The sequence below is a fragment of the Streptomyces sp. NPDC003247 genome (assembly GCF_042888135.1).
In the GTDB taxonomy this organism is placed as follows: domain Bacteria; phylum Actinomycetota; class Actinomycetes; order Streptomycetales; family Streptomycetaceae; genus Streptomyces.
The window spans coordinates 160,217-177,519 of the sequence record NZ_JBIAPF010000004.1; the positions used below are offsets into that span (position 1 = coordinate 160,217).

The window sequence follows — 17,303 nt, forward strand, 5'->3', positions numbered from 1 at the left end:
AGATCAGCCATGGCTCCGGTCGTACACCACCGCACCGTCGAGATCGACGGACTGAACGTCTTCTACCGGGAAGCCGGACCGAGCGAGGCACCGGTCGTCCTGCTCCTGCACGGCTTCCCGACCAGCTCGCACATGTTCCGCCACCTCATCCCCGCCCTCGCCGACCGCTACCACGTGATCGCCCCCGACCACATCGGCTTCGGCCGGTCGTCGATGCCGGCACTCGGCGACTTCCCGTACACCTTCGACGCGCTGGCCGACGTCACGGAGTCCTTCCTGGAGCGCCTGGGCGTCGACAGGTTCGCGATGTACGTCCAGGACTACGGCGCCCCCATCGGCTGGCGCCTGGCCACCCGCAGGCCCGACCGCGTGACGGCGGTCATCACGCAGAACGGCAACGCCTACGAGGACGGCTTCGTGAGGGCGTTCTGGGACGGCCTGTTCGCCTACGCCGAGGCACCGGGCCCGGACACCGAGCCCACCGTCCGCGGCGCCCTCACCCTCGACAGCACCCGCTGGCAGTACGAGAACGGCGTCGCCGACCCGACCCTGATCAGCCCCGACACCTGGAGCCACGACCAGGCGCTGCTCGACCGCCCCGGCAACGACGAGATCCAGCTCCAGCTCTTCCGGGACTACCCGACCAACGTGACGCTGTACCCGAAGGTGCACGCATACTTCCGCACCAGCCAGGTGCCGCTCCTGGCCGTCTGGGGCCAGGGCGACGAGATCTTCGGCCCCGACGGCGCCCGCGCCTTCCGGCGGGACCTGCCCGAGGCCGAGATCCATCTCCTGGAGTCGGGCCACTTCGCCCTGGAGAGCCACCTCGATGCCATCAGCGGATACATCCGCGGGTTCCTCGGCCGCGTCCTGAAGTGACCGGTGGACACGAGCCCGTGGGGCCGGGTGCCGTCACCCGGCCCCACGGGCCTGCCGGCGTCCCGAAGGCGCGCGGCCGTGTCCTCAGCAAGGACACGACCGGACCGTTCGCCCCGCACGCCTGCACGACCGGCCCCGGCTCCACCGAGCCGGGTCAAGAACCGGGGAGCGCAGCAGCCGCGGTCTCCTGGTCCCGGACGTTGAGGAACGGGCGCAGCCTGAGGGAATGAGCCGGACGGTCCGGGTCCTGGAGTCTTCTGACCAGCAGTCCGACGGCCTCCGCGCCCACCGCGTGCCGGGGCGGCGCCACTCCGGTCAGGGGCGGGGAGGCGAGAGCGGCGAGTTCGTCGTCGTAGGTGACGACCGCGAGGTCCGCGGGGATCCGGACGCCCGCCGCCTGGAGGCGGCTCACCAGGGGGAGGGCGATCGAGTCGTTGTGGACCAGGACGGCGTCGACCTGGCCCTCCTTGACGGCGCGCACCAGCCGCGCGCACTTCTCGTCCAGGTCCGCGAGATCGTTCTCCATGAGCAGGCCCGGGACGTCGGGGGAGCAGGGCCGCAGTTCCAGGGCGGCCGTCGCGTCCTGGTAGCCGACCTGGAGCATGGGGGCGGTGAGGGTGTCGATCTGGAGCAGTGCGATACGGCTGCGCCCTTGTCCGGCCAGATGGCGTACCGCGAGATAGGCGCCGTACTCGTGATCGGTGGCCACGTCCTCGACGAAGCCGGCGGCCGGCCCGGTCCGGCGCTCGGCGAGGACGACGGGGACGGGCAGGTCCCGCAGCCAGGCCTCGGTGCCGGGCGAGGTGCGCGGGTCCTCCACCGTGGTCAGCACCAGACCGTCGATCCCTGACGGTGGTTGCAGCATCCGCGCGACCAGGGCCTGCTCCTCGGCGACGGCGTTGTGCGACACACCGAGGATCAGCTTCACCCCCAGGGCCTCAGCGGCGGCGCGGGCACCGTTGACCACTTCCGGGTAGTAGTACGACGAGTGCGGCACGACCATGCCCAGGTTGTATACCGGAGCCGCCTCGTACGGTGAGCGTTCGGATACCGAGGGCTCCGCCGGATACCCGGCCGGCTTGGACGGCCTCGGAGGCTGTTCCTCCTGCGCGGGCCACACCACTCCTCCGTGCACGCGCCGCACAGTGCCCTGCCGCGCCAGTTCTCGCACATCGCCACGGATGGTAACGGCCGAGGCCCCCAGCTCCTCGGCGAGTTCACGGATCGTGATGGATCCCCGGGCTCTGGTCGTCTCGATGATCGCCCGGTGCCGGTCTTCCGCATGCACGCTACTCCTCTTTCCCCTCGGTCACTTGGAAGTAAACGATATCACTTGCTCGCCCAACCGCTGCGAAAACGACATCGCACCACCGCTTGACAGGCAAGGTTCGATATCAGACAGTCGGCTGACATCAAACGAAAGGCGAATGAAGATGCGCAGTCGGAGATCTGTCGTCGCCCTCACGGCGGCCCTGCTGCTGTCGGTGACGGCGGCGTGTTCGTCCGGGGACAGCACACAGGGCGCGGAGAGCAAGGTGCAGGAAGTCACCTTCTGGTCCTTCCTCCGTGGTTCGGACACCGTGGCCGCCGCCTTCAACGCGTCACACCCGAACATCAAGGTCAAGTTCGTGACACAGCCTGCCAGCACCACGGACTACTACAACAAGCTGTCCAACGCCATCAAGTCCGGCGATGTGCCGGACGTGGCGGTGGCGGAGTACACCAGGCTTCCCGAGATCGTCAGCCTCGGCGGTGCCACCGACCTCAGCGACCAGGCGGGGTCGCTGGTGGACAAGACCTTCCCGGATCCCATCCAGGACCTGGTCCAGCTCGGTGGCAAGACCTGGGCCGTACCGCGGGACGCGTCCCCGATGGTGTACTTCTACCGCAAGGACTTCTTCGACGCGCACCACCTGACCGCGCCCACCACCTGGGCGGAATACAAGGAGCTCGCGGCCAAGGTCAAGTCGGTCGACGGCGACAAGCGGGCCGGCGCCTATCTCACCAACAACTACAACCTGCTCACCGCACTGTCCTGGCAGGCCGGCGGCAACTGGTTCGGCACCGAGGGCGACTCCTGGAAGATCGGCATCGATGACGCGGCGTCCCTGAAGGTCGCCTCGTACTGGCAGGACCTGGTGAGCGACGGCCTCGTCAGCACCCTGCCGGACTACACCGACCAGTTCTGGACGGACGTGCAGAAGGAGAAGCTCGTCGGCTACTTCTGCGCCTCCTGGTGCGCCGGCAACCTGAAGGCGACGGTCCCGGACCAGAGCGGCGACTGGGCCGTGGCCGAGCTTCCCAGCTGGGACGGCACCAGCAGCTCGGCGATGTGGGGCGGATCCTCCTTCATCATCCCCAAGGGCTCCGAGAACTCCGCCGCCGCCCTGGAGTTCATCAAGTGGATCACCACGGACGCCAAGGGCGTCGAAGCCTGGTACGCCAATGACGCCACCAGCATGTACCCGGCGAAGAAGGCTCTGGTGACGACCGCCAAGAGCAAGTTCACCACCGACTACTACGGCGGCCAGGACATCTTCTCGGTGCTCACCGACTCCTACGACTCCGTCGAGCCGGACTGGCGGTGGGGCCCGACGATGGCCACCACCGAGTCGGCCTTCGCCGACCGGCTGGGCAAGGTGACCAGCGGTTCGGCCCGTCTCCCCGACGTCTACCGGCAGGTCCAGGACGCCACGGTGAAGGCGACGAAGGACCGCGGTCTGACCGTCGCCCAGTGATCCGGCCGCCGGCCGGAACGCGCGGGACCCGGCGTGTCCGGCCGGCCGGCAGACAATCCCAGGAGTAACCCCCATGGCGATCCCCATGAGACAACGGCAGCTGCGCGGCGCCGTCCTGTTCCTCTCACCGTTCCTGATCCTCTTCTCCCTCGTCACCCTGGCGCCGCTGTGCTACGCCGCCTGGCTGAGCCTGTTCAGCGAGCAGTCCTCCGGTCTCGGACTCGGCGGAGTGGAAAAGCAGTTCACCGGCATCGGCAACTACGCCAGGGTGCTCGGAGACGCCGAGTTCCTGCACGGTTTCCTCACCATCGCCGCCTACGTGGCCATCTACGTCCCGGTGCTGACGCTCAGTGCCCTGGCCGTGGCGCTGCTGCTGGACTCCGGTCTGGCCGCGGCCAGGCGCGTCACCCAGGTGATCGTGTTCATTCCGCACGCGGTCCCCGGACTGGTGGCGGCCCTCATCTGGCTCTACCTCTACACACCGGGGCTCAGCCCGGTCACCGACTGGCTCGGGCAGTCGTCGGACGCCGCGAGCGTGGCCAGCACCCATCCCCTGCTGTCCGTCGTCAACGTCGCCATGTGGGAATGGCTGGGCTACAACGTCGTCATCTTCTACGCGGCCCTCCAGGCCGTCCCCCAGGAGGTGGTCGAGGCCGCCACCCTGGACGGCGTCAACCGGCTGCAACTCGCCGTGCGGATCAAGGCGCCGCTGATCCGCCCCGCCGTGGCCATGGCGGCCCTCTTCACCGTCATCGGCGGCATCCAGCTGTTCAACGAGCCGAAGATCCTCCTCCAGGCCTCCTCCTCGATCACCAGGACCTGGACGCCGAACCTCTACACCCAGGACGCGGCCTTCAACCGCAACGACTACGGGACCGCTGCCGCCGCCTCGCTGCTGATCGCGGGCTTCGCGGCCGTACTGTCCTTCGTCGTCACGCGGCTGGCCAACCGACGGAGCACCGCATGAACAAGACCCTCGGACCTCCCCGCACGGACCCGGCCGCGGGCGACGACTCCGCCGCGCACCACCCGCCCACGGCGGCGCCGAGCACCGGGCCCACGACCGGGCCCGCCCGCCGGCGGCGCGGGGCGCGCACCCCCGGATCGCTCTCCCGCTTCGGGGTGAACGCGATCCTGCTGCTCGTCGTCGTCTACACCCTCGCGCCTCCCGTCTGGCTGCTGATGGCGTCGACCAAGAACCTGACCGACCTCTTCGGGACCAACGGGTTCGCTCCCGGCCGTCAGTTCCACCTCTTCGAGAACCTCCGCCACCTGTTCGCCGCGGACAACGGCATCTACGTCCGCTGGCTGTGGAACACCCTGCTCTACGCCGGCGGCGGGGCCGTGCTCGCCGCCCTGATCTGCGCGATGGCCGGCTACGCCTTCGACAAGTTCACCTTTCCCGGCAAGGGCGCCGCCTACGGGCTGGTGCTGCTGGGCGTGATGGTCCCCTCCGCCGCCCTGGTCCTGCCGACCTATCTGCTCGCCGCCGAAGTCGGCCTGGTCAACACCTTCTGGGGAGTGTTCCTGCCCGGCCTGGTCTTCCCCTTCGGGGTCTACCTGGCGCGGATCTTCAGCGCTTCCTACGTCCCCGACGAGGTCATCGAGGCGGCCCGCATGGACGGCGCCGGAGAACTGCGGGCCTTCTGGTCGGTCGCCCTGCCCATGATGCGCTCCGGCGTCGTCACCATCGGGCTCTTCCAGTTCACCGCGATCTGGAACAACTTCTTCCTGCCCCTGGTGATGCTGTCGAACCAGCAGCTGTACCCCGTCAACCTGGGCCTGTACGCCTGGAACGCGAGCGCGCTCAGCCAGGGACACCCGGACGACTACCTGCTCGCCATCACCGGCTCGCTCGTGGCCGTGATCCCGCTGATCGCCCTGTTCCTCGCCGTCCAGCGGTCCTGGCGCTCGGGTATGACGGCCGGAGCCGTCAAGTGAGCGTTCACCCGGAAGGAACCACCGCCACGACGGGGACCGCCCCCGGCCGCCGCCCCGTGGCCAGGCTCGCCATGCGCCGGTCCGTGCGGGACTCCCTGTTCACGCCGGACCTGACGGCCCGTCTGGTCCAGCTCGCCGACCTCGACCCCGCCGACGTGGTGGAGGACTTCGGCGAGGCGGCCGATCTCGCCTCCGTCGAGGTGCTCATCACCAGCTGGGGCTGCCCGCCGCTGGAGCGGGACGTCCTGGACCGGGCGCCGCGTCTGCGAGCGGTCATCCACATCGCCGGTTCGGTCAAGCACCACATCACCGAGGCCTGCTGGGAGCGCGGCATCGCGGTCTCCTCGGGTGCCGAGGCGAACGCCGTGCCGGTGGCCGAGTTCACGCTGGCCGCCATCCTCTTCGCCCACAAGCGCGTATGGCAGATCGGCAACCTCTACCGCGAGCACCGCACGTTCCTGCCGTGGACCGACCACTTCCCGGCCGTCGGCAACTACCGCCGGACCGTGGGCATCGTCGGCGCCTCGCTCATCGGCCGCCGGGTGCTGGAACTGCTGAGGCCGTTCGACTTCGACGTCCTGGTCACCGACCCCTACCTGGACGAGCCCGAGGCACGGTCGCTCGGAGCCCGCCTGGTCGACCTCGACACCCTGGTCGCCGCGTCCGACACCGTCTCCCTGCACGCCCCCAGCCTGCCGGAGACCCACCACATGATGGACCGCGGGCGGCTGGCGCTGCTCCGCGACGGAGCCACGCTGATCAACACCGCGCGAGGGGCGCTCGTGGACACCGACGCCCTCACCCGCGAACTGGCCTCCGGGCGTATCCACGCCGTGCTCGACGTGGCGGACCCGGAGCCCCTGCCGGCCTCCTCCGCCCTGTACGAACTGCCCGGAGTGCTGCTGACCCCGCACATCGCCGGCTCGATCGGCGGGGAACTGGAGCGGCTCACCGAACACGCGCTCGCGGAACTGGCCCGCTTCGCCGCGGGACAGCCCTTCGCCCGCCCCGTCCACCACGCCCAGCTCGCCCGCTCCGCCTGACCCGAGACGGGCGACACGTCCAGAAAGGCAGGAAAAGCAATGCCGGACAGTGGAAAGAAAGGTTCCTGTCGACCCCTACTGATCATCCTCGTCACCCTTCAGGCCCTGCTCGTCGGCTTCGCCACCTCCGCCTCCGCGGACGCGGTCATCCGCGCGACCTACGAGACCGGGGACACCTCCTCCGGGATCTCGGGCATCGGCCTGGCGGGCTGCTGCACGTACTCCCTGACCGTCGACAGCTCCCTGGCCCGCACCGGAAGCGACTCCCTGCGCTCCGACCTGAAGTACGGGGACACCTCCGCCGGCGGGCCGCGGGCGGAGAGCGACGCCGAGAGCATCACGGCCACCCGCTTCCAGCCGGGCCAGACGTACTGGTACGGCTTCAGCGTCTACATCCCCTCCACCTGGCAGGCCGACACCGCCGAGGACATCATCTTCCAGTGGCACCACACCAAGTCCTCGTGTGACGACCCCAACCGCTCCCCCTCCATGTTCCTGGAGGTGCTGCCGGCCACCTCGACAGCCGCCTCCCTGCTGCGGCTGCGGGTCAACTCCGACCCGGTGCTCTGCGACTACCAGGACAACGCGAGCGCCGCCCTCAGCAAGACCAGCTACAACCTGGCCACGTTGACGACCGGCGTCTGGCACGACTTCGTCTTCCAGGTGAACTGGCAGTACACGCAGACCGGTTCGATCAAGGCCTGGCACCAGACCAGCAAGGCCACCGGCTGGACCCAGGTCCTGGACGCCGAGAACGTGGCCAACACCTACAACGACGCATCCAGCACCTACGGCTACCTCAAGTGGGGCATCTACAAGCCCGCCTGGCGGGACGGGGCCACCGCCGTCACCGAACGCGTCGTCTGGCACGACAACGTCGCTGCCGCCGCCGACTCCGACAGCGGCTTCGACGACGTCGATCCCACCACCTGAGCCCCACCCACCCCGCCCTTTCCAGGAGACCAGCATGTCCCTCACCCGCAGACACATCCTCCAGGCGATCCTGGCCGGCGCGGCGGCGACGCCCCTGCTGAGCGTCGTCGCGGCCACCGGCGCCGCAGCCGCGACCGTCACCACCGAGATCTCCGACGCCGCATTCTTCGGTGCCTGGAACTCCACCACCGGCACCTGGAGCACCAGCCCGGTGTTCGACTACGACGGTCACCCCGGGATGACGTCCGTCGCCGACGCCGCACGCGCGGGCGACTACCGGACGGCCCGCACCGCCCTCCTCCAGTACATGAAGGGCCGCGACGAGCGCGTCCCGCCCGCCTGGGCGTACAACGGCGTGTACAGCACTTCGCTCGTCCCGCTGTTCCTCGACCACATATGGACCCTGGGCAAGGGGGAGATCTACCAGACCACCCTCACCGTCGGCACCGACTGGACGACGTCGGCCCCCGACGTCACCTCGGCGGTGCAGGGCGCGATCAGCGCCGGTGGGGTGGGGTTCATGCTCATGGCCCGCAACAAGGAGTCCGCCCGTGCCGAGTTCGCGAGTCGGCACGCGGCCGACGGCGCTCCGGAGCTGACGCTCACCTACGAGGACGGCACCGTCCTCACCCTCGCCGCGGACCAGAGCTGTTACATCGCGGCGGGCACCGACGCGGACACCGTCTTCGGTTCCGCCGAGACGATCGAGGTGCACGACGAGGGCACGGGAGCCTTCAGCTCCACCAGCCGCAAGGGCTACCTGTGGTTCGACCTGTCCGGCGTGACCTCCCCGCAGACCGCCACCCTCGGCCTGACCGGCCGCACCAGCGGCACCGCGCAGGACGTCATGCTCTACCAGGTCCAGGTCGGTTTCGACGAGTCGACCCGTACCTGGAACAACACCGTCCAGAACACCTTCTCCTGGCAGGGGGACGCGAAGGGCTTCGACTGGAAGAAGATCACGGGCGCCAACGTCGACAGCGAGTTCTACTACCAGCTGCCCCGGTTCTACTTCGCCGGCCCGCTCGCCGACGCCTACGCCGCCGCGGGCGACGAGGAGATCGCCACCGGACTCATCGGTCTGATGACCGACTTCATCGCCGACACCAACACCAGCGCCTACGGATCGGCGGCCGGGGCCGCGAGCTACCCCCGCAACCTCGACGCGGCGTGGCGCGTCCAGAACTGGTGCTACGTGTACGAGATCCTGCGCTCCAGCCCGTCGCTGACGGCCGACACCAACACCACCCTGCTCAAGGCCCTCTACGCCGCCGGGCCCTTCTTCTCCACCACCACCTCCGCCACCGCCAACTGGATGATCACCATCAAGAGCGCGCTGGTCTACCTCGGCGTGTGCTTCCCCGAGTTCGCCTCGGCGACCCAGTGGCGACAGGACGCGCTGGCCTATCTGGTCCAGCAGCTCGGCAGCTCGCTCTACGCCGACGGCGGCTACATCGAAGCGTCCTCCACCTACGCCATGGGCGTCGCGAACACGTTCGTCGGCACCTCGAACGTGCTGGTCGCCAACAGCTACGACGTCGGCACCATCGCCCCGCTGAGCGGCCTGTCCTGGTTCCTCGCCGACCAGACCTACCCCAACGGCTACGACCCCGCCTACGGCGACTCCAGCTACACAAACCAGCGCTCCTCCCTGGCCAAGCTCGCCGACCTGCTCGGCGACGACCAGCTGAAGTACGTGGCCACCGCGGGCGCCGAGGGCACCGAGCCCGACCACACCTCGGTCACCTACCCGGACACCCGGGTCGCCGTACAGCGCACCGGCTGGACCGACACGGACTGGTACCTGCGGATCGGCGCCGACCGCGGCAACCACGGCCACCCCGACGAACTCGCCGTCCAGGTCTACGCCCACGACCGGCCGCTGCTGCCCGCCATGGGCGCCTACGCCTACGTCACCGACCCCACGGCCGACTGGCTGCGCAAGACCACCCAGTCGCACAACACCATCACCGTCGACGGGGCCGCGCAGGACCCGACCGCCGCCGGGTCGGTCGGCAACGTCGCCACGCCGTGGGCCGACCTCGCCGACGGCTACACCGACGCGACGGCCGGAGTGCGCCACGAACGCTCCGTCCTGTTCCTGCACGACCTGGGCTGGATCGTCTCCGACGCCCTGACTCCCGCCGACTCCGCGGAGCATTCCTACGAGCAGAACTGGCATCTGCTGCCCGACGCCGCCCCCACCCTCGACGGCGCGACGGCGCGGACCGCGTTCGGCAGCGGCACCCAGCTGCACATCATCCCCGCCGACCCGGACGCGGCCACTCCCGCGCTCAAGGACGGTTACTACTCGCCCGTCACCTACCAGGTGGCCCCCGCCGCCTACGTGTCCTACTCGCTGGCCTCGCCGGGCACGGTGAAGCTGGACACGCTGCTGCTGCCGGTGCGGGAGCACACCCGCGCCAAGGCGAGCCTGAGCCTGGTGACAGGCTCGGACAGCGCGCGGGTGCTGGAACTGCGGGCCGACTCGCTCAAGGGGTACTACCTGCGAGCGGCGGACGACGGGACCTCACGCGGCTTCGGGCCGTACCGGTACGACGGCCCCCTGGCCTACGTCGACCAGGACCAGAGCGTGCTGCGCATCCTGCTCACCGGTGGCACCACGCTCCAGCAGGGCAAGAACGACCTGCTCGCCGCCGACCAGGCGCTGAACGGCACTCTGGCGGTGCGGCTGAACACGAGGGACAAGACCATCGAGGTGTCCGGCACCGCCGCCGCGGCCGGCGGCGCGGACCTCTACCTGGCGGCTCCCTGGGCGCGCAGCGCCACCGTCGCCGGGCAGGCCGTGCCCCTGACGCGGAAGCGGGACCTCGTCGTGGTGGCCGCACTGCGGTGACCCGGCGGCGGTGCCCACGTGCTCGACGGCCCCGGACAACTCCGGTCCGGGGCCGTCGAGCACCTGCCGCGTCCGGGACAGGTACGCCCGGAGGCGGTGGCCGGCCCGGCCTCGCCCCCCGCGTCAGGTGCCGGATCAGCTCATACGCGTCCGGCGCCGACGCCGGGATCCGGTGCGGTGGGAGCCGGGGGCTGGAAGAACGCGAGCATTCTCCGGCCGGCGTCCGGCGACGTCAGGATGTCCTGGACGTACGCGGACTGCCGGCCGGCAGCGCTGGTACGTTCGAACATCTCGCGTTCGTACTCTGCGACGGCGGCGGGCACGTCGTCCGGGTGCGCGGCCAGCGCGAGGCCGAGCAGGGCACCGTCGAGCAGCGCCATGTTGGCACCCTGCCCCACCGGCGGCATCAGGTGCGCGGCATCGCCGAGCAGCGTGACGTCCGGCGCGGACGGCCAGGTCAGGCCGACCGGGAGTGCGCTGATCGACCGCGGCAGGACAGTGTCGTCGCAGGCCGCGATCAGTGCGGTGAACCGTGGGTCCCAGCCGGCGAACAGGTCGATCAGCCGCGCCCGGGCGGCGGCCGGGTCGCCGAACGTGATCCCACTGGTCGCGAACCAGTCCTCGGCGGTGTTGTAGAAGCTGAGGTAGACGCGTACGCGGCCGTCGCCGTTGCGCTGCGCCGACAGGGACTGTCCGTCGCCGAGCACCCAGTAGTTGCCGCGCCCGACCATCGCCGCGAGGTCGGGGTGGGTGCGGTCGATGTCGGGGATGCCGAGCTCGACGGCGTTGTGGCCGGTGTGCGCCGGCCGGGCGTCGGTGAGCAGCGCGCGGACCCGGGAGTTCGCGCCGTCGGCGCCGACCAGCAGGTCGTACGGCGCACTGCTGCCGTCGGCGAAGTGCAGCAGGCCGTCCTCGGCGGATACGAACGCGCGCCCCCAGCGCACCGTGTGCTCGGGGAGCGAGTCCAGCAGCAGGTCGCGCAGCTCGGCACGGTCGACCTCAGGTCGCTCCAGCGGGGCGTCGTCGGGCGTGTCCTCCTGTAACAGCAGGGTGCCGTCCGGCTCGAGAAGCCGCAGGTCCTGGCCTTCACGTCGGGCGATCGCGTGGAACCGGTCGATCAGGCCTGCCTCGCGCATCGCGCGCTGCCCGGTCCCGGAGTGCAGATCCAGCATGCCGCCCTGACCGCGCGCGTCGCGCGACGGCTCCCGTTCGTACACGACGGCGTCGATGCCGTGCACGTGCAGCACACGGGCAAGGGCCAGTCCGCCCAGCCCGGCTCCGACGATGGTGATGGTCATGGTCGCCTCCGATGCGCCGTACTGTCTGTTCGTGGGAGATCGCCCCGTGGTACGCGCGGGCCAACGGCGGGGCGCCGAACGCGCTCCCGGACTCGCCGATCGCCTCGGCCGGGTCCCTCGCCTGTCCCGCCGACGGTTCCCGGCCCGCTGATCAGCCGGTTCACCGGCGCAGCCGGGGCGCGAGCACCGTGCGCACGGCCTTGGCCACGTGGCTCGCGGCGGATCCGCCCTCTTCCTCGGGTTCCGGTTCCAGCATGTGCTGGAACCGGAACAGCAGTTGGTTGGTCGACCGCCAGAGCGGGACGAACATGCCGGCGACCGGCCCGACGCCCCGGATCGGGCCGCCGGACAGCTCGGTGACCTTCTGGGCGGCGGTGACCGTTGCCGGGTCCCGCAGGATCAGGTGCACCTCGTCGTCGACCAGCCGGATCTCCATCGTGCGCGCGGCGGTCTCCTCGGGGTTCGCGTCCGTGGTCGTCTCCGGATCCAGTTCGTCGATCTTGGCGGCGACCGCGTCCGGGTCGACCCCGAGTTCGCGCAGCACCCTGGCCGCCATGCTGTTCTCCGCCCGCAGCATCGCCTCGAGCAGGTGATGGCTGCCGACCGGTGCCCCACCGGCCAGCGCGCCGGCGACGGACACGGTGTCCTCGGTGGCGGGTGTGCCGGTCGGCCAGGGGCCGGCCGCGACGTCCCGCGCCCCGTCCAGTGATGCCAGCACCGCGGCACGGACCTTGCTGACCGGACGGATCCGCTCGGCGAGCACCTTCGCGCCGACGCCCTCGCCGTCCCCGGTGACCAGGGCGAGCAGGATGTGTTCCGTGCCGATGGAGGTGTGGTGCAGTTGCTGCGCCTCGCGCAGGGCGAGGTCCAGCGTCTTCTTCGCGCCCGGCGCGAACGGGATGTGGCCGCTCAGCTCCTCCGTGCCGGGCTTGGCCATCGCGGCGATGTCGGCCTGCGCCGTCGCCTTGTCGTACCCGAGCTGGTGCAGGACTTTCGCCGCCTTGCTGTCCGGCGCGTCGAGCAGCCCCAACAGGATGTGTTCCGTGCCGATGTAGCTGTGCTTGAGCAGCCTCGCCTCCTCCTGAGCCGTGACGACCACCTTGCGGGCTTCCACCGTGAACCGTTCGAAAGGCATGCTTCCATGCTCTCAGCCCTGTCAATACACTGGCATTGACAGGGTCACCGTGCTGAAGAGAGGGTGGGAGATGGAGACGCCGTCGGAGTGGGAGGGCCGGCTCGCGCGCTGGCAGAACGAGCTGGAGCTGTTCGAGCAGCTGGACGAGACACCCTGGGTCACGCTGGCCAAGGCGGAAGCCGAGACCGGCGTGTCCCGCTCGGCCCTGCGGTCCTGGTACCGCAACGGCGAGATCCGGTCCCGGCTGGTGGACGGCCCGAACGGGCCGCAGCGTCTGGTCCAGCTGGACGCGGTGATCGAGCGTGCCGCCGCGTCACCGCGCATCCAGCGCAGGGCGGAACGGGAAGTCAGCCTGGAAGCCCAGGTCACCCTGCTACAGCACCGGGTGGACCAGCTGGAGCTGCGACTGGCGGCGCTGGAGCGGAAGTGACCGGCGCGAGCGGCACCGCCGGACCCGCCGCGTCCGTGCAGTCGAAGAGCGCGGTGCCGGGACCGATGTCGGCGCACCGCCCGTCGGGCAGCACGACGTGGGCCTCGGTGCCGGGGGGCACGGTCACCCTCAGCCGGGTGGTCCGCCCGTGCTTCCGCCAGGCCACTTCGATCCGGCCGTACGGGCTGTCGTGGGTGACCTCCGCCCAGGTCAGTCCTCCCCCCGGGCAGGGCTCGACCCGGAAGCGCCGGTACCCGGGCCCCTCGTCGACGATGCGCAGTCCGGCGGCGAACCGGTGCAGGAAGTCGATCACCGCACCCTTGCTGTAGTGGTTGAGCGATTCGTGCGCCACGCCCTCGGCGTCCACGGCCTCCCACAGCTCCCACACGGTGGTGGCGCCCTGGTCGAGCATGTGCATCCACGACGGCGGCGCGTCCTGGAGGAGCACCTCGTAGGCGAGGTCCGCACGGCCCGTCTTGGCGAGGACGGGAAGGAGGTGGGGGGTGGCGAGGAAACCGGTTCCCAGGCGGCTGCCCGCGGTCTTCACCAGCTCGGCCAGTCGGCCGGCCACCGTGGCGCGCAGTCCGGGCTCGACGAGGTCGAAGGCGAGAGCCCGCACCAAGGTCGCCTGGGTCTCGGGGCGCACCTGGCCGGTGCCGTCGACGAACTCGGTCTGCCAGGCGTGCCGGGCGTGTTCGCTGATGCGCCGGTAGCGCTCCGCCTCGGCGGTGCGGCCGAGCACGGCGGCGATGCGCGCCAGCAGGCGGGTGGAGTGGCGCAGGTAGGCGGTGGCGACCGCGGACTGGTCCTGGACGCGCAGTTCCTCCCAGCCGGGCTGCTCCCCGGGTTCCAGCCACTCACCGAAGTGGAAGCCGGTGTCCCACAGGTACTCCTCGTGCGGTGCGGGCACGGGTCGCTCGGCGGCGCGTCGCGGGTGCCGCCCGTCGCGCGCCATGCGGATCGCCCGCTCGACCCAGGCCACCATCGACGGCCACTGACGCGCCAGCAGGCCCTGATCGCCGTAGGCCCGGTAGATCTCCCACGGCACGATCACGGTGGCGTCCCCCCAGCCCGCCGAGCCCAGGTTCTCCCCGAGGAGGGGGTGCTCCCGCGTGGCGGCGCCGAGCTGGTCGGGCACCCAGTTGGGGACGACGCCGTCCTCGAACTGCTGGGTTGCCAGGTCGCGCAGCCACTTCTGGGAGAATCCCGCGACGTCGAAGAGGAAGGCGGCCGTCGGCACGAAGAGGGCCCAGTCCCCGGTCCAGCCGGATCGTTCCCGGGTCGGGCAGTCGGTGGGGATGTCGACGGCGTTGCCGAGGAAACTGCGTACGGCGACCTCGTGCAGCCGGTTCAGCCGTTCGTCGCTGCACCGGAAGGACCCGGTGGGGCGCAGGTCGGTGTGGACGACGACCCCGGTGACGTCGTCCGGAGTGAGGTCGCGCACGCCCGCGCCGTCGACGGCCACGTACCGGAATCCCTTGGTGGAGTGGCGGGGTTCGAACACGTCGCCCGGGCGTCCCGCGGAGACGACGACGTCCACCTGTCCGGGTGTCAGCTGTTCCTCCCACGCGGGCGGCATGTGGTCCGGGAGCAGATTGCGCCGGCTGACCTCGCCGTCGGGGGACAGCGCTTCCCCGTGGGTGAGGACGAGCCGGGTGCCCTCCGGGCCGAGTTCGGCGAGGCGCACCCAGCCGACGATGTTCTCCCCGAAGTCGGCGACCTGGGCACCGGACGGGGCGCGGTGGACCGTGAGCGGGCGGCGGTGCTCGGTGCGGCGCACCGCGGGCGCGGGCGAGGCCACCAGGCGGTCGAACCCGAGGTCCGCCACGGTCACCGGAGCCCAGCCGGCACCGTCGGGCGCGTCGGCCGTCGGGCGTTCGGCCGGTTCCGCGCGCAGGTCCGCGGTGACACCGCCCAGGAGGTCCGCGCGGGTGATCGGGCCCGTGGTGCTGCGCCAGGTCGCGTCGGTGCAGAAGACCTCCTCCGTGCCGTCCGGCAGCGTCAGGTGCATCTGGAGGAGCAGGGCGGTGCGGTCGCCGAAGCAGTCGGAGTCCCGGAACATTCCGTTGACGCCGCGGAACCAGCCGTCGGAGAGGACCGCGCCGACGGTGTTGCCGCCGGGGCGCAGGAGGGCGCCGACGTCGTAGGTCTGGACCTGCACGGTGTGGCGGTAGTCGGTGAAGCCCGGGGTGAGTTCGTCGTCACCGACGCGGACGCCGTTGACGAAGAGTTCGTAGAGGCCCTCGGCGGTGACGTGGACACGCGCCGACGTCACCGCGTCCGGCAGGGTGAGCGTCCCCCGCAGGAGATGAGCGGGACGCTCCCCCGGCGCGGCGACGACGTCTTCCGCGGGGCGGATCCAGTCGGCCCGCCAGTCGTCCTGGCGCAGGAGACCCGCCTCCAGCCAGGACGGCTCCGACCAGTCGCTGAGCCCGGCGTCCGTCCACACCCGTACCTGCCAGGCGCGGTGTTCACGCGAGCTGAGCGGCGGTGCTCCGACGTCGACCAGCACGCTCTCCCCCGACTCCACACGCCCTGAGTCCCACTGCCCCATCCGGACCTGGTAGGCGCGTTGGATCCGGCACCCGGCCGGCAGCTGCCAGGACAGCCTGGGCCGGGGCTGTGTGATGCCGAGTGCGTGGTCCAGGTGTTCGACCCGAAGCCGGGTAGGTGCGCTCAACATGGCATCCGTTCTGCGTGTGGCGGTGCGGGGGTGCGGGGGACACAGGGTGTCACCGGTGCCGGTGGAACGCGGGCGACCCGCATGCGGGGCCCCGGCGGCGCGGTGGCGGGCGACCCGCGTACGAGGCCCCCGCCGGGGCGGTGGCGGGTGGGCCACCGCTGCCGCCGCGCGGCCGGCAGCGGTGGGACCCGTGGGCGGGTGAGGTCAGTTCGTACGGAAGGTGGGCATGACCTCGGTGGCGAACAGTTCGAGCGACTTCTTGCCGTACTCGGCGCGCTCGGGGGTGAGCGGGCCGCCGAGGAAGCCTCCGAGGACGTTGCCGATGCCGATCTCGGAGACCTCGTGCAGGTGCTCGGCGACGGTGGCCGGGCTGCCCCAGACGCACCAGGTCTTCTGCCAGCCGGGGGTGAGGGCGTTCGGCGGCGGGTTGAGGGCGACGCCGGAGAGCTTCTCGGCCTCCAGGTTGGCCTCGTGCTCGCGCTCGATGGCGGCCTGGTACTGGGCCATGAGGAGCTGGAACTCCTCCTCGGCCTGCTCGTCGGTCTCGGCGACGTGGACGTGCTGGTAGGTGTGCGTGGTCCAGTCCAGTGCCCGCGCCACCTTCTCCTGCGGGTGTCCGGCGGCTTCCAGGGCCGTGCGGTAGGCGGTGAAGTGGGTGCGCAGGTGCTTCAGCGGCTCGCCGTCGTCCAAGGCCGGCGGGGTGAAGGCCGGGATGAAGGCGGGCTGGGCCTCGGCGGCGGCGCGTTCGACGCTGGAGGGGCGCAGGGCGACGGACATGAGCTGCGGGCCGCCCTGGGTGTGGGCGGCGGGGACGATCCGGGAGACGACCGCGCCCTTGTAGTGGCCGTTGTCGAAGACGAACGGCGCGTCCTCGGCCTTCTTGTCCCACAGCTGCCGCACCAGGGCCAGGTGGGACTTCGACAGTTCCGGCGTGTCCTTGAAGTTGATGCCGAGGCCGATCATCTCCTCGGGCGTGGTGCCGCTGCCGGTGCCGACCAGGAGCTTGCCGTCGGTGAGCTGGTCCAGGAGGTTCAGGCGCTCGGCGAACCGCACGGGGTGGTGCAGGGCGATGGTCTGCACGGAGAACCCGTAGTGCAGCCGGGGCAGGCGGGCCGCCAGGAACGAGGCGAACATCATCGGGTCGCTGGCGGGCGGACAGTAGCCGGTGAAGTGGTGGTCGGGCAGGAAGACCGCGTCGAAGCCGAGGCGTTCGACGTCGACGGCGTGGTCGACGAGCGCCTGCGTGATGCGGCGGTCCTCGTCGGGGCCGGATGAGCGGGTGGTGAGGAACGCGGAGAAACGCACGGTGGCCTCCAGGTCGGCCCGTTGCGGGGCGTGGATGGGAAACACGAGGGACAGGTGACCG

General features: G+C 70.8%; 13 protein-coding genes and 1 pseudogene. 8 read left to right on the forward strand and 6 right to left on the reverse strand.

Annotation, left to right across the window (positions count from 1 at the left end; all coding sequences use genetic code 11):
• The first annotated feature begins 9 nt into the window (after positions 1-9).
• Positions 10-879, forward strand: coding sequence for an alpha/beta fold hydrolase (locus ACFYWQ_RS14400; protein WP_389516230.1), 870 nt, complete (start codon positions 10-12; stop codon positions 877-879).
• 154 nt (positions 880-1,033) lie between these two features.
• Here ACFYWQ_RS14400 and ACFYWQ_RS14405 read toward each other — a convergent pair whose 3' ends face one another.
• The gene (locus ACFYWQ_RS14405) at positions 1,034-1,882 is read right to left on the reverse strand and encodes a substrate-binding domain-containing protein (RefSeq protein ID WP_389517389.1); all 849 of its coding nucleotides are present in this window, start codon (positions 1,880-1,882) and stop codon (positions 1,034-1,036) included.
• Positions 1,883-2,002: 120 nt separating this feature from the next.
• Positions 2,003-2,167, reverse strand: a pseudogene (locus ACFYWQ_RS14410) (DeoR family transcriptional regulator); the annotation flags it as partial.
• A gap of 145 nt (positions 2,168-2,312) precedes the next feature.
• Here ACFYWQ_RS14410 and ACFYWQ_RS14415 point away from each other — a divergent pair.
• From ACFYWQ_RS14415 to ACFYWQ_RS14440, 6 genes are all read left to right on the forward strand, one after another.
• The gene (locus ACFYWQ_RS14415; protein WP_389516232.1) at positions 2,313-3,617 is read left to right on the forward strand and encodes an ABC transporter substrate-binding protein; all 1,305 of its coding nucleotides are present in this window, start codon (positions 2,313-2,315) and stop codon (positions 3,615-3,617) included.
• 73 nt (positions 3,618-3,690) lie between these two features.
• Positions 3,691-4,584, forward strand: a complete 894-nt coding sequence (locus tag ACFYWQ_RS14420) for a carbohydrate ABC transporter permease (RefSeq protein ID WP_389516234.1) — start codon at positions 3,691-3,693, stop codon at positions 4,582-4,584.
• Positions 4,581-5,558 (forward strand): carbohydrate ABC transporter permease, encoded by a 978-nt coding sequence (locus ACFYWQ_RS14425; RefSeq protein ID WP_389516236.1) that lies wholly within the window; start codon positions 4,581-4,583, stop codon positions 5,556-5,558. The genes ACFYWQ_RS14420 and ACFYWQ_RS14425 overlap by 4 nt, the downstream gene beginning before the upstream one ends.
• Positions 5,559-5,629: 71 nt before the next feature.
• Positions 5,630-6,601: a hydroxyacid dehydrogenase gene (locus tag ACFYWQ_RS14430; protein WP_389517391.1), complete on the forward strand. Its 972-nt coding sequence runs from the start codon at positions 5,630-5,632 to the stop codon at positions 6,599-6,601.
• Positions 6,602-6,640: 39 nt separating this feature from the next.
• Positions 6,641-7,534 carry a polysaccharide lyase gene (locus tag ACFYWQ_RS14435; protein ID WP_389516238.1) on the forward strand — a complete coding sequence of 298 codons (894 nt, stop codon included), beginning with the start codon at positions 6,641-6,643 and terminating at the stop codon, positions 7,532-7,534.
• A 34-nt stretch (positions 7,535-7,568) separates the two neighbouring features.
• On the forward strand, positions 7,569-10,391 hold the full coding sequence (locus ACFYWQ_RS14440) for a heparinase II/III family protein (protein ID WP_389516241.1): 2,823 nt from the start codon (positions 7,569-7,571) through the stop codon (positions 10,389-10,391).
• Positions 10,392-10,531: 140 nt separating this feature from the next.
• Here ACFYWQ_RS14440 and ACFYWQ_RS14445 read toward each other — a convergent pair whose 3' ends face one another.
• Both ACFYWQ_RS14445 and ACFYWQ_RS14450 read right to left on the reverse strand, forming a co-directional pair.
• A complete protein-coding gene (locus tag ACFYWQ_RS14445) occupies positions 10,532-11,689 on the reverse strand; it encodes an FAD-dependent oxidoreductase (RefSeq protein WP_389516244.1) in 1,158 nt (385 codons plus the stop codon).
• A 160-nt stretch (positions 11,690-11,849) separates the two neighbouring features.
• Positions 11,850-12,824: a Clp protease N-terminal domain-containing protein gene (locus ACFYWQ_RS14450; protein ID WP_389516247.1), complete on the reverse strand. Its 975-nt coding sequence runs from the start codon at positions 12,822-12,824 to the stop codon at positions 11,850-11,852.
• A gap of 70 nt (positions 12,825-12,894) precedes the next feature.
• Here ACFYWQ_RS14450 and ACFYWQ_RS14455 point away from each other — a divergent pair, with 70 nt between their 5' ends.
• Complete coding sequence (locus ACFYWQ_RS14455) at positions 12,895-13,254, forward strand: excisionase (protein ID WP_389516249.1); 360 nt, start codon at positions 12,895-12,897, stop codon at positions 13,252-13,254.
• On the opposite strand, the gene ACFYWQ_RS14460 is transcribed toward ACFYWQ_RS14455, so the two are convergent.
• A complete protein-coding gene (locus ACFYWQ_RS14460) occupies positions 13,190-15,937 on the reverse strand; it encodes a family 78 glycoside hydrolase catalytic domain (protein WP_389516250.1) in 2,748 nt (915 codons plus the stop codon). The genes ACFYWQ_RS14455 and ACFYWQ_RS14460 overlap by 65 nt on opposite strands.
• A 204-nt stretch (positions 15,938-16,141) precedes the next feature.
• A complete protein-coding gene (locus ACFYWQ_RS14465; protein ID WP_389516252.1) occupies positions 16,142-17,287 on the reverse strand; it encodes an LLM class flavin-dependent oxidoreductase in 1,146 nt (381 codons plus the stop codon).
• Positions 17,288-17,303: the final 16 nt, after the last annotated feature.

Excerpts from the sequence above, each read along its gene's own strand:
- ACFYWQ_RS14425 (WP_389516236.1), top strand. The coding sequence starts at position 4,581 with ATGAACAAGACCCTCGGACCTCCCCGCACGGACCCGGCCGCGGGCGAC.
- ACFYWQ_RS14450 (WP_389516247.1), bottom strand. The coding sequence starts at position 12,824 with ATGCCTTTCGAACGGTTCACGGTGGAAGCCCGCAAGGTGGTCGTCACG.
- ACFYWQ_RS14460 (WP_389516250.1), bottom strand. The coding sequence starts at position 15,937 with ATGTTGAGCGCACCTACCCGGCTTCGGGTCGAACACCTGGACCACGCA.
- ACFYWQ_RS14445 (WP_389516244.1), bottom strand. The coding sequence starts at position 11,689 with ATGACCATCACCATCGTCGGAGCCGGGCTGGGCGGACTGGCCCTTGCC.
- ACFYWQ_RS14400 (WP_389516230.1), top strand. The coding sequence starts at position 10 with ATGGCTCCGGTCGTACACCACCGCACCGTCGAGATCGACGGACTGAAC.
- ACFYWQ_RS14420 (WP_389516234.1), top strand. The coding sequence starts at position 3,691 with ATGGCGATCCCCATGAGACAACGGCAGCTGCGCGGCGCCGTCCTGTTC.
- ACFYWQ_RS14435 (WP_389516238.1), top strand. The coding sequence starts at position 6,641 with ATGCCGGACAGTGGAAAGAAAGGTTCCTGTCGACCCCTACTGATCATC.
- ACFYWQ_RS14430 (WP_389517391.1), top strand. The coding sequence starts at position 5,630 with ATGCGCCGGTCCGTGCGGGACTCCCTGTTCACGCCGGACCTGACGGCC.
- ACFYWQ_RS14440 (WP_389516241.1), top strand. The coding sequence starts at position 7,569 with ATGTCCCTCACCCGCAGACACATCCTCCAGGCGATCCTGGCCGGCGCG.
- ACFYWQ_RS14455 (WP_389516249.1), top strand. The coding sequence starts at position 12,895 with ATGGAGACGCCGTCGGAGTGGGAGGGCCGGCTCGCGCGCTGGCAGAAC.
- ACFYWQ_RS14405 (WP_389517389.1), bottom strand. The coding sequence starts at position 1,882 with ATGGTCGTGCCGCACTCGTCGTACTACTACCCGGAAGTGGTCAACGGT.
- ACFYWQ_RS14415 (WP_389516232.1), top strand. The coding sequence starts at position 2,313 with ATGCGCAGTCGGAGATCTGTCGTCGCCCTCACGGCGGCCCTGCTGCTG.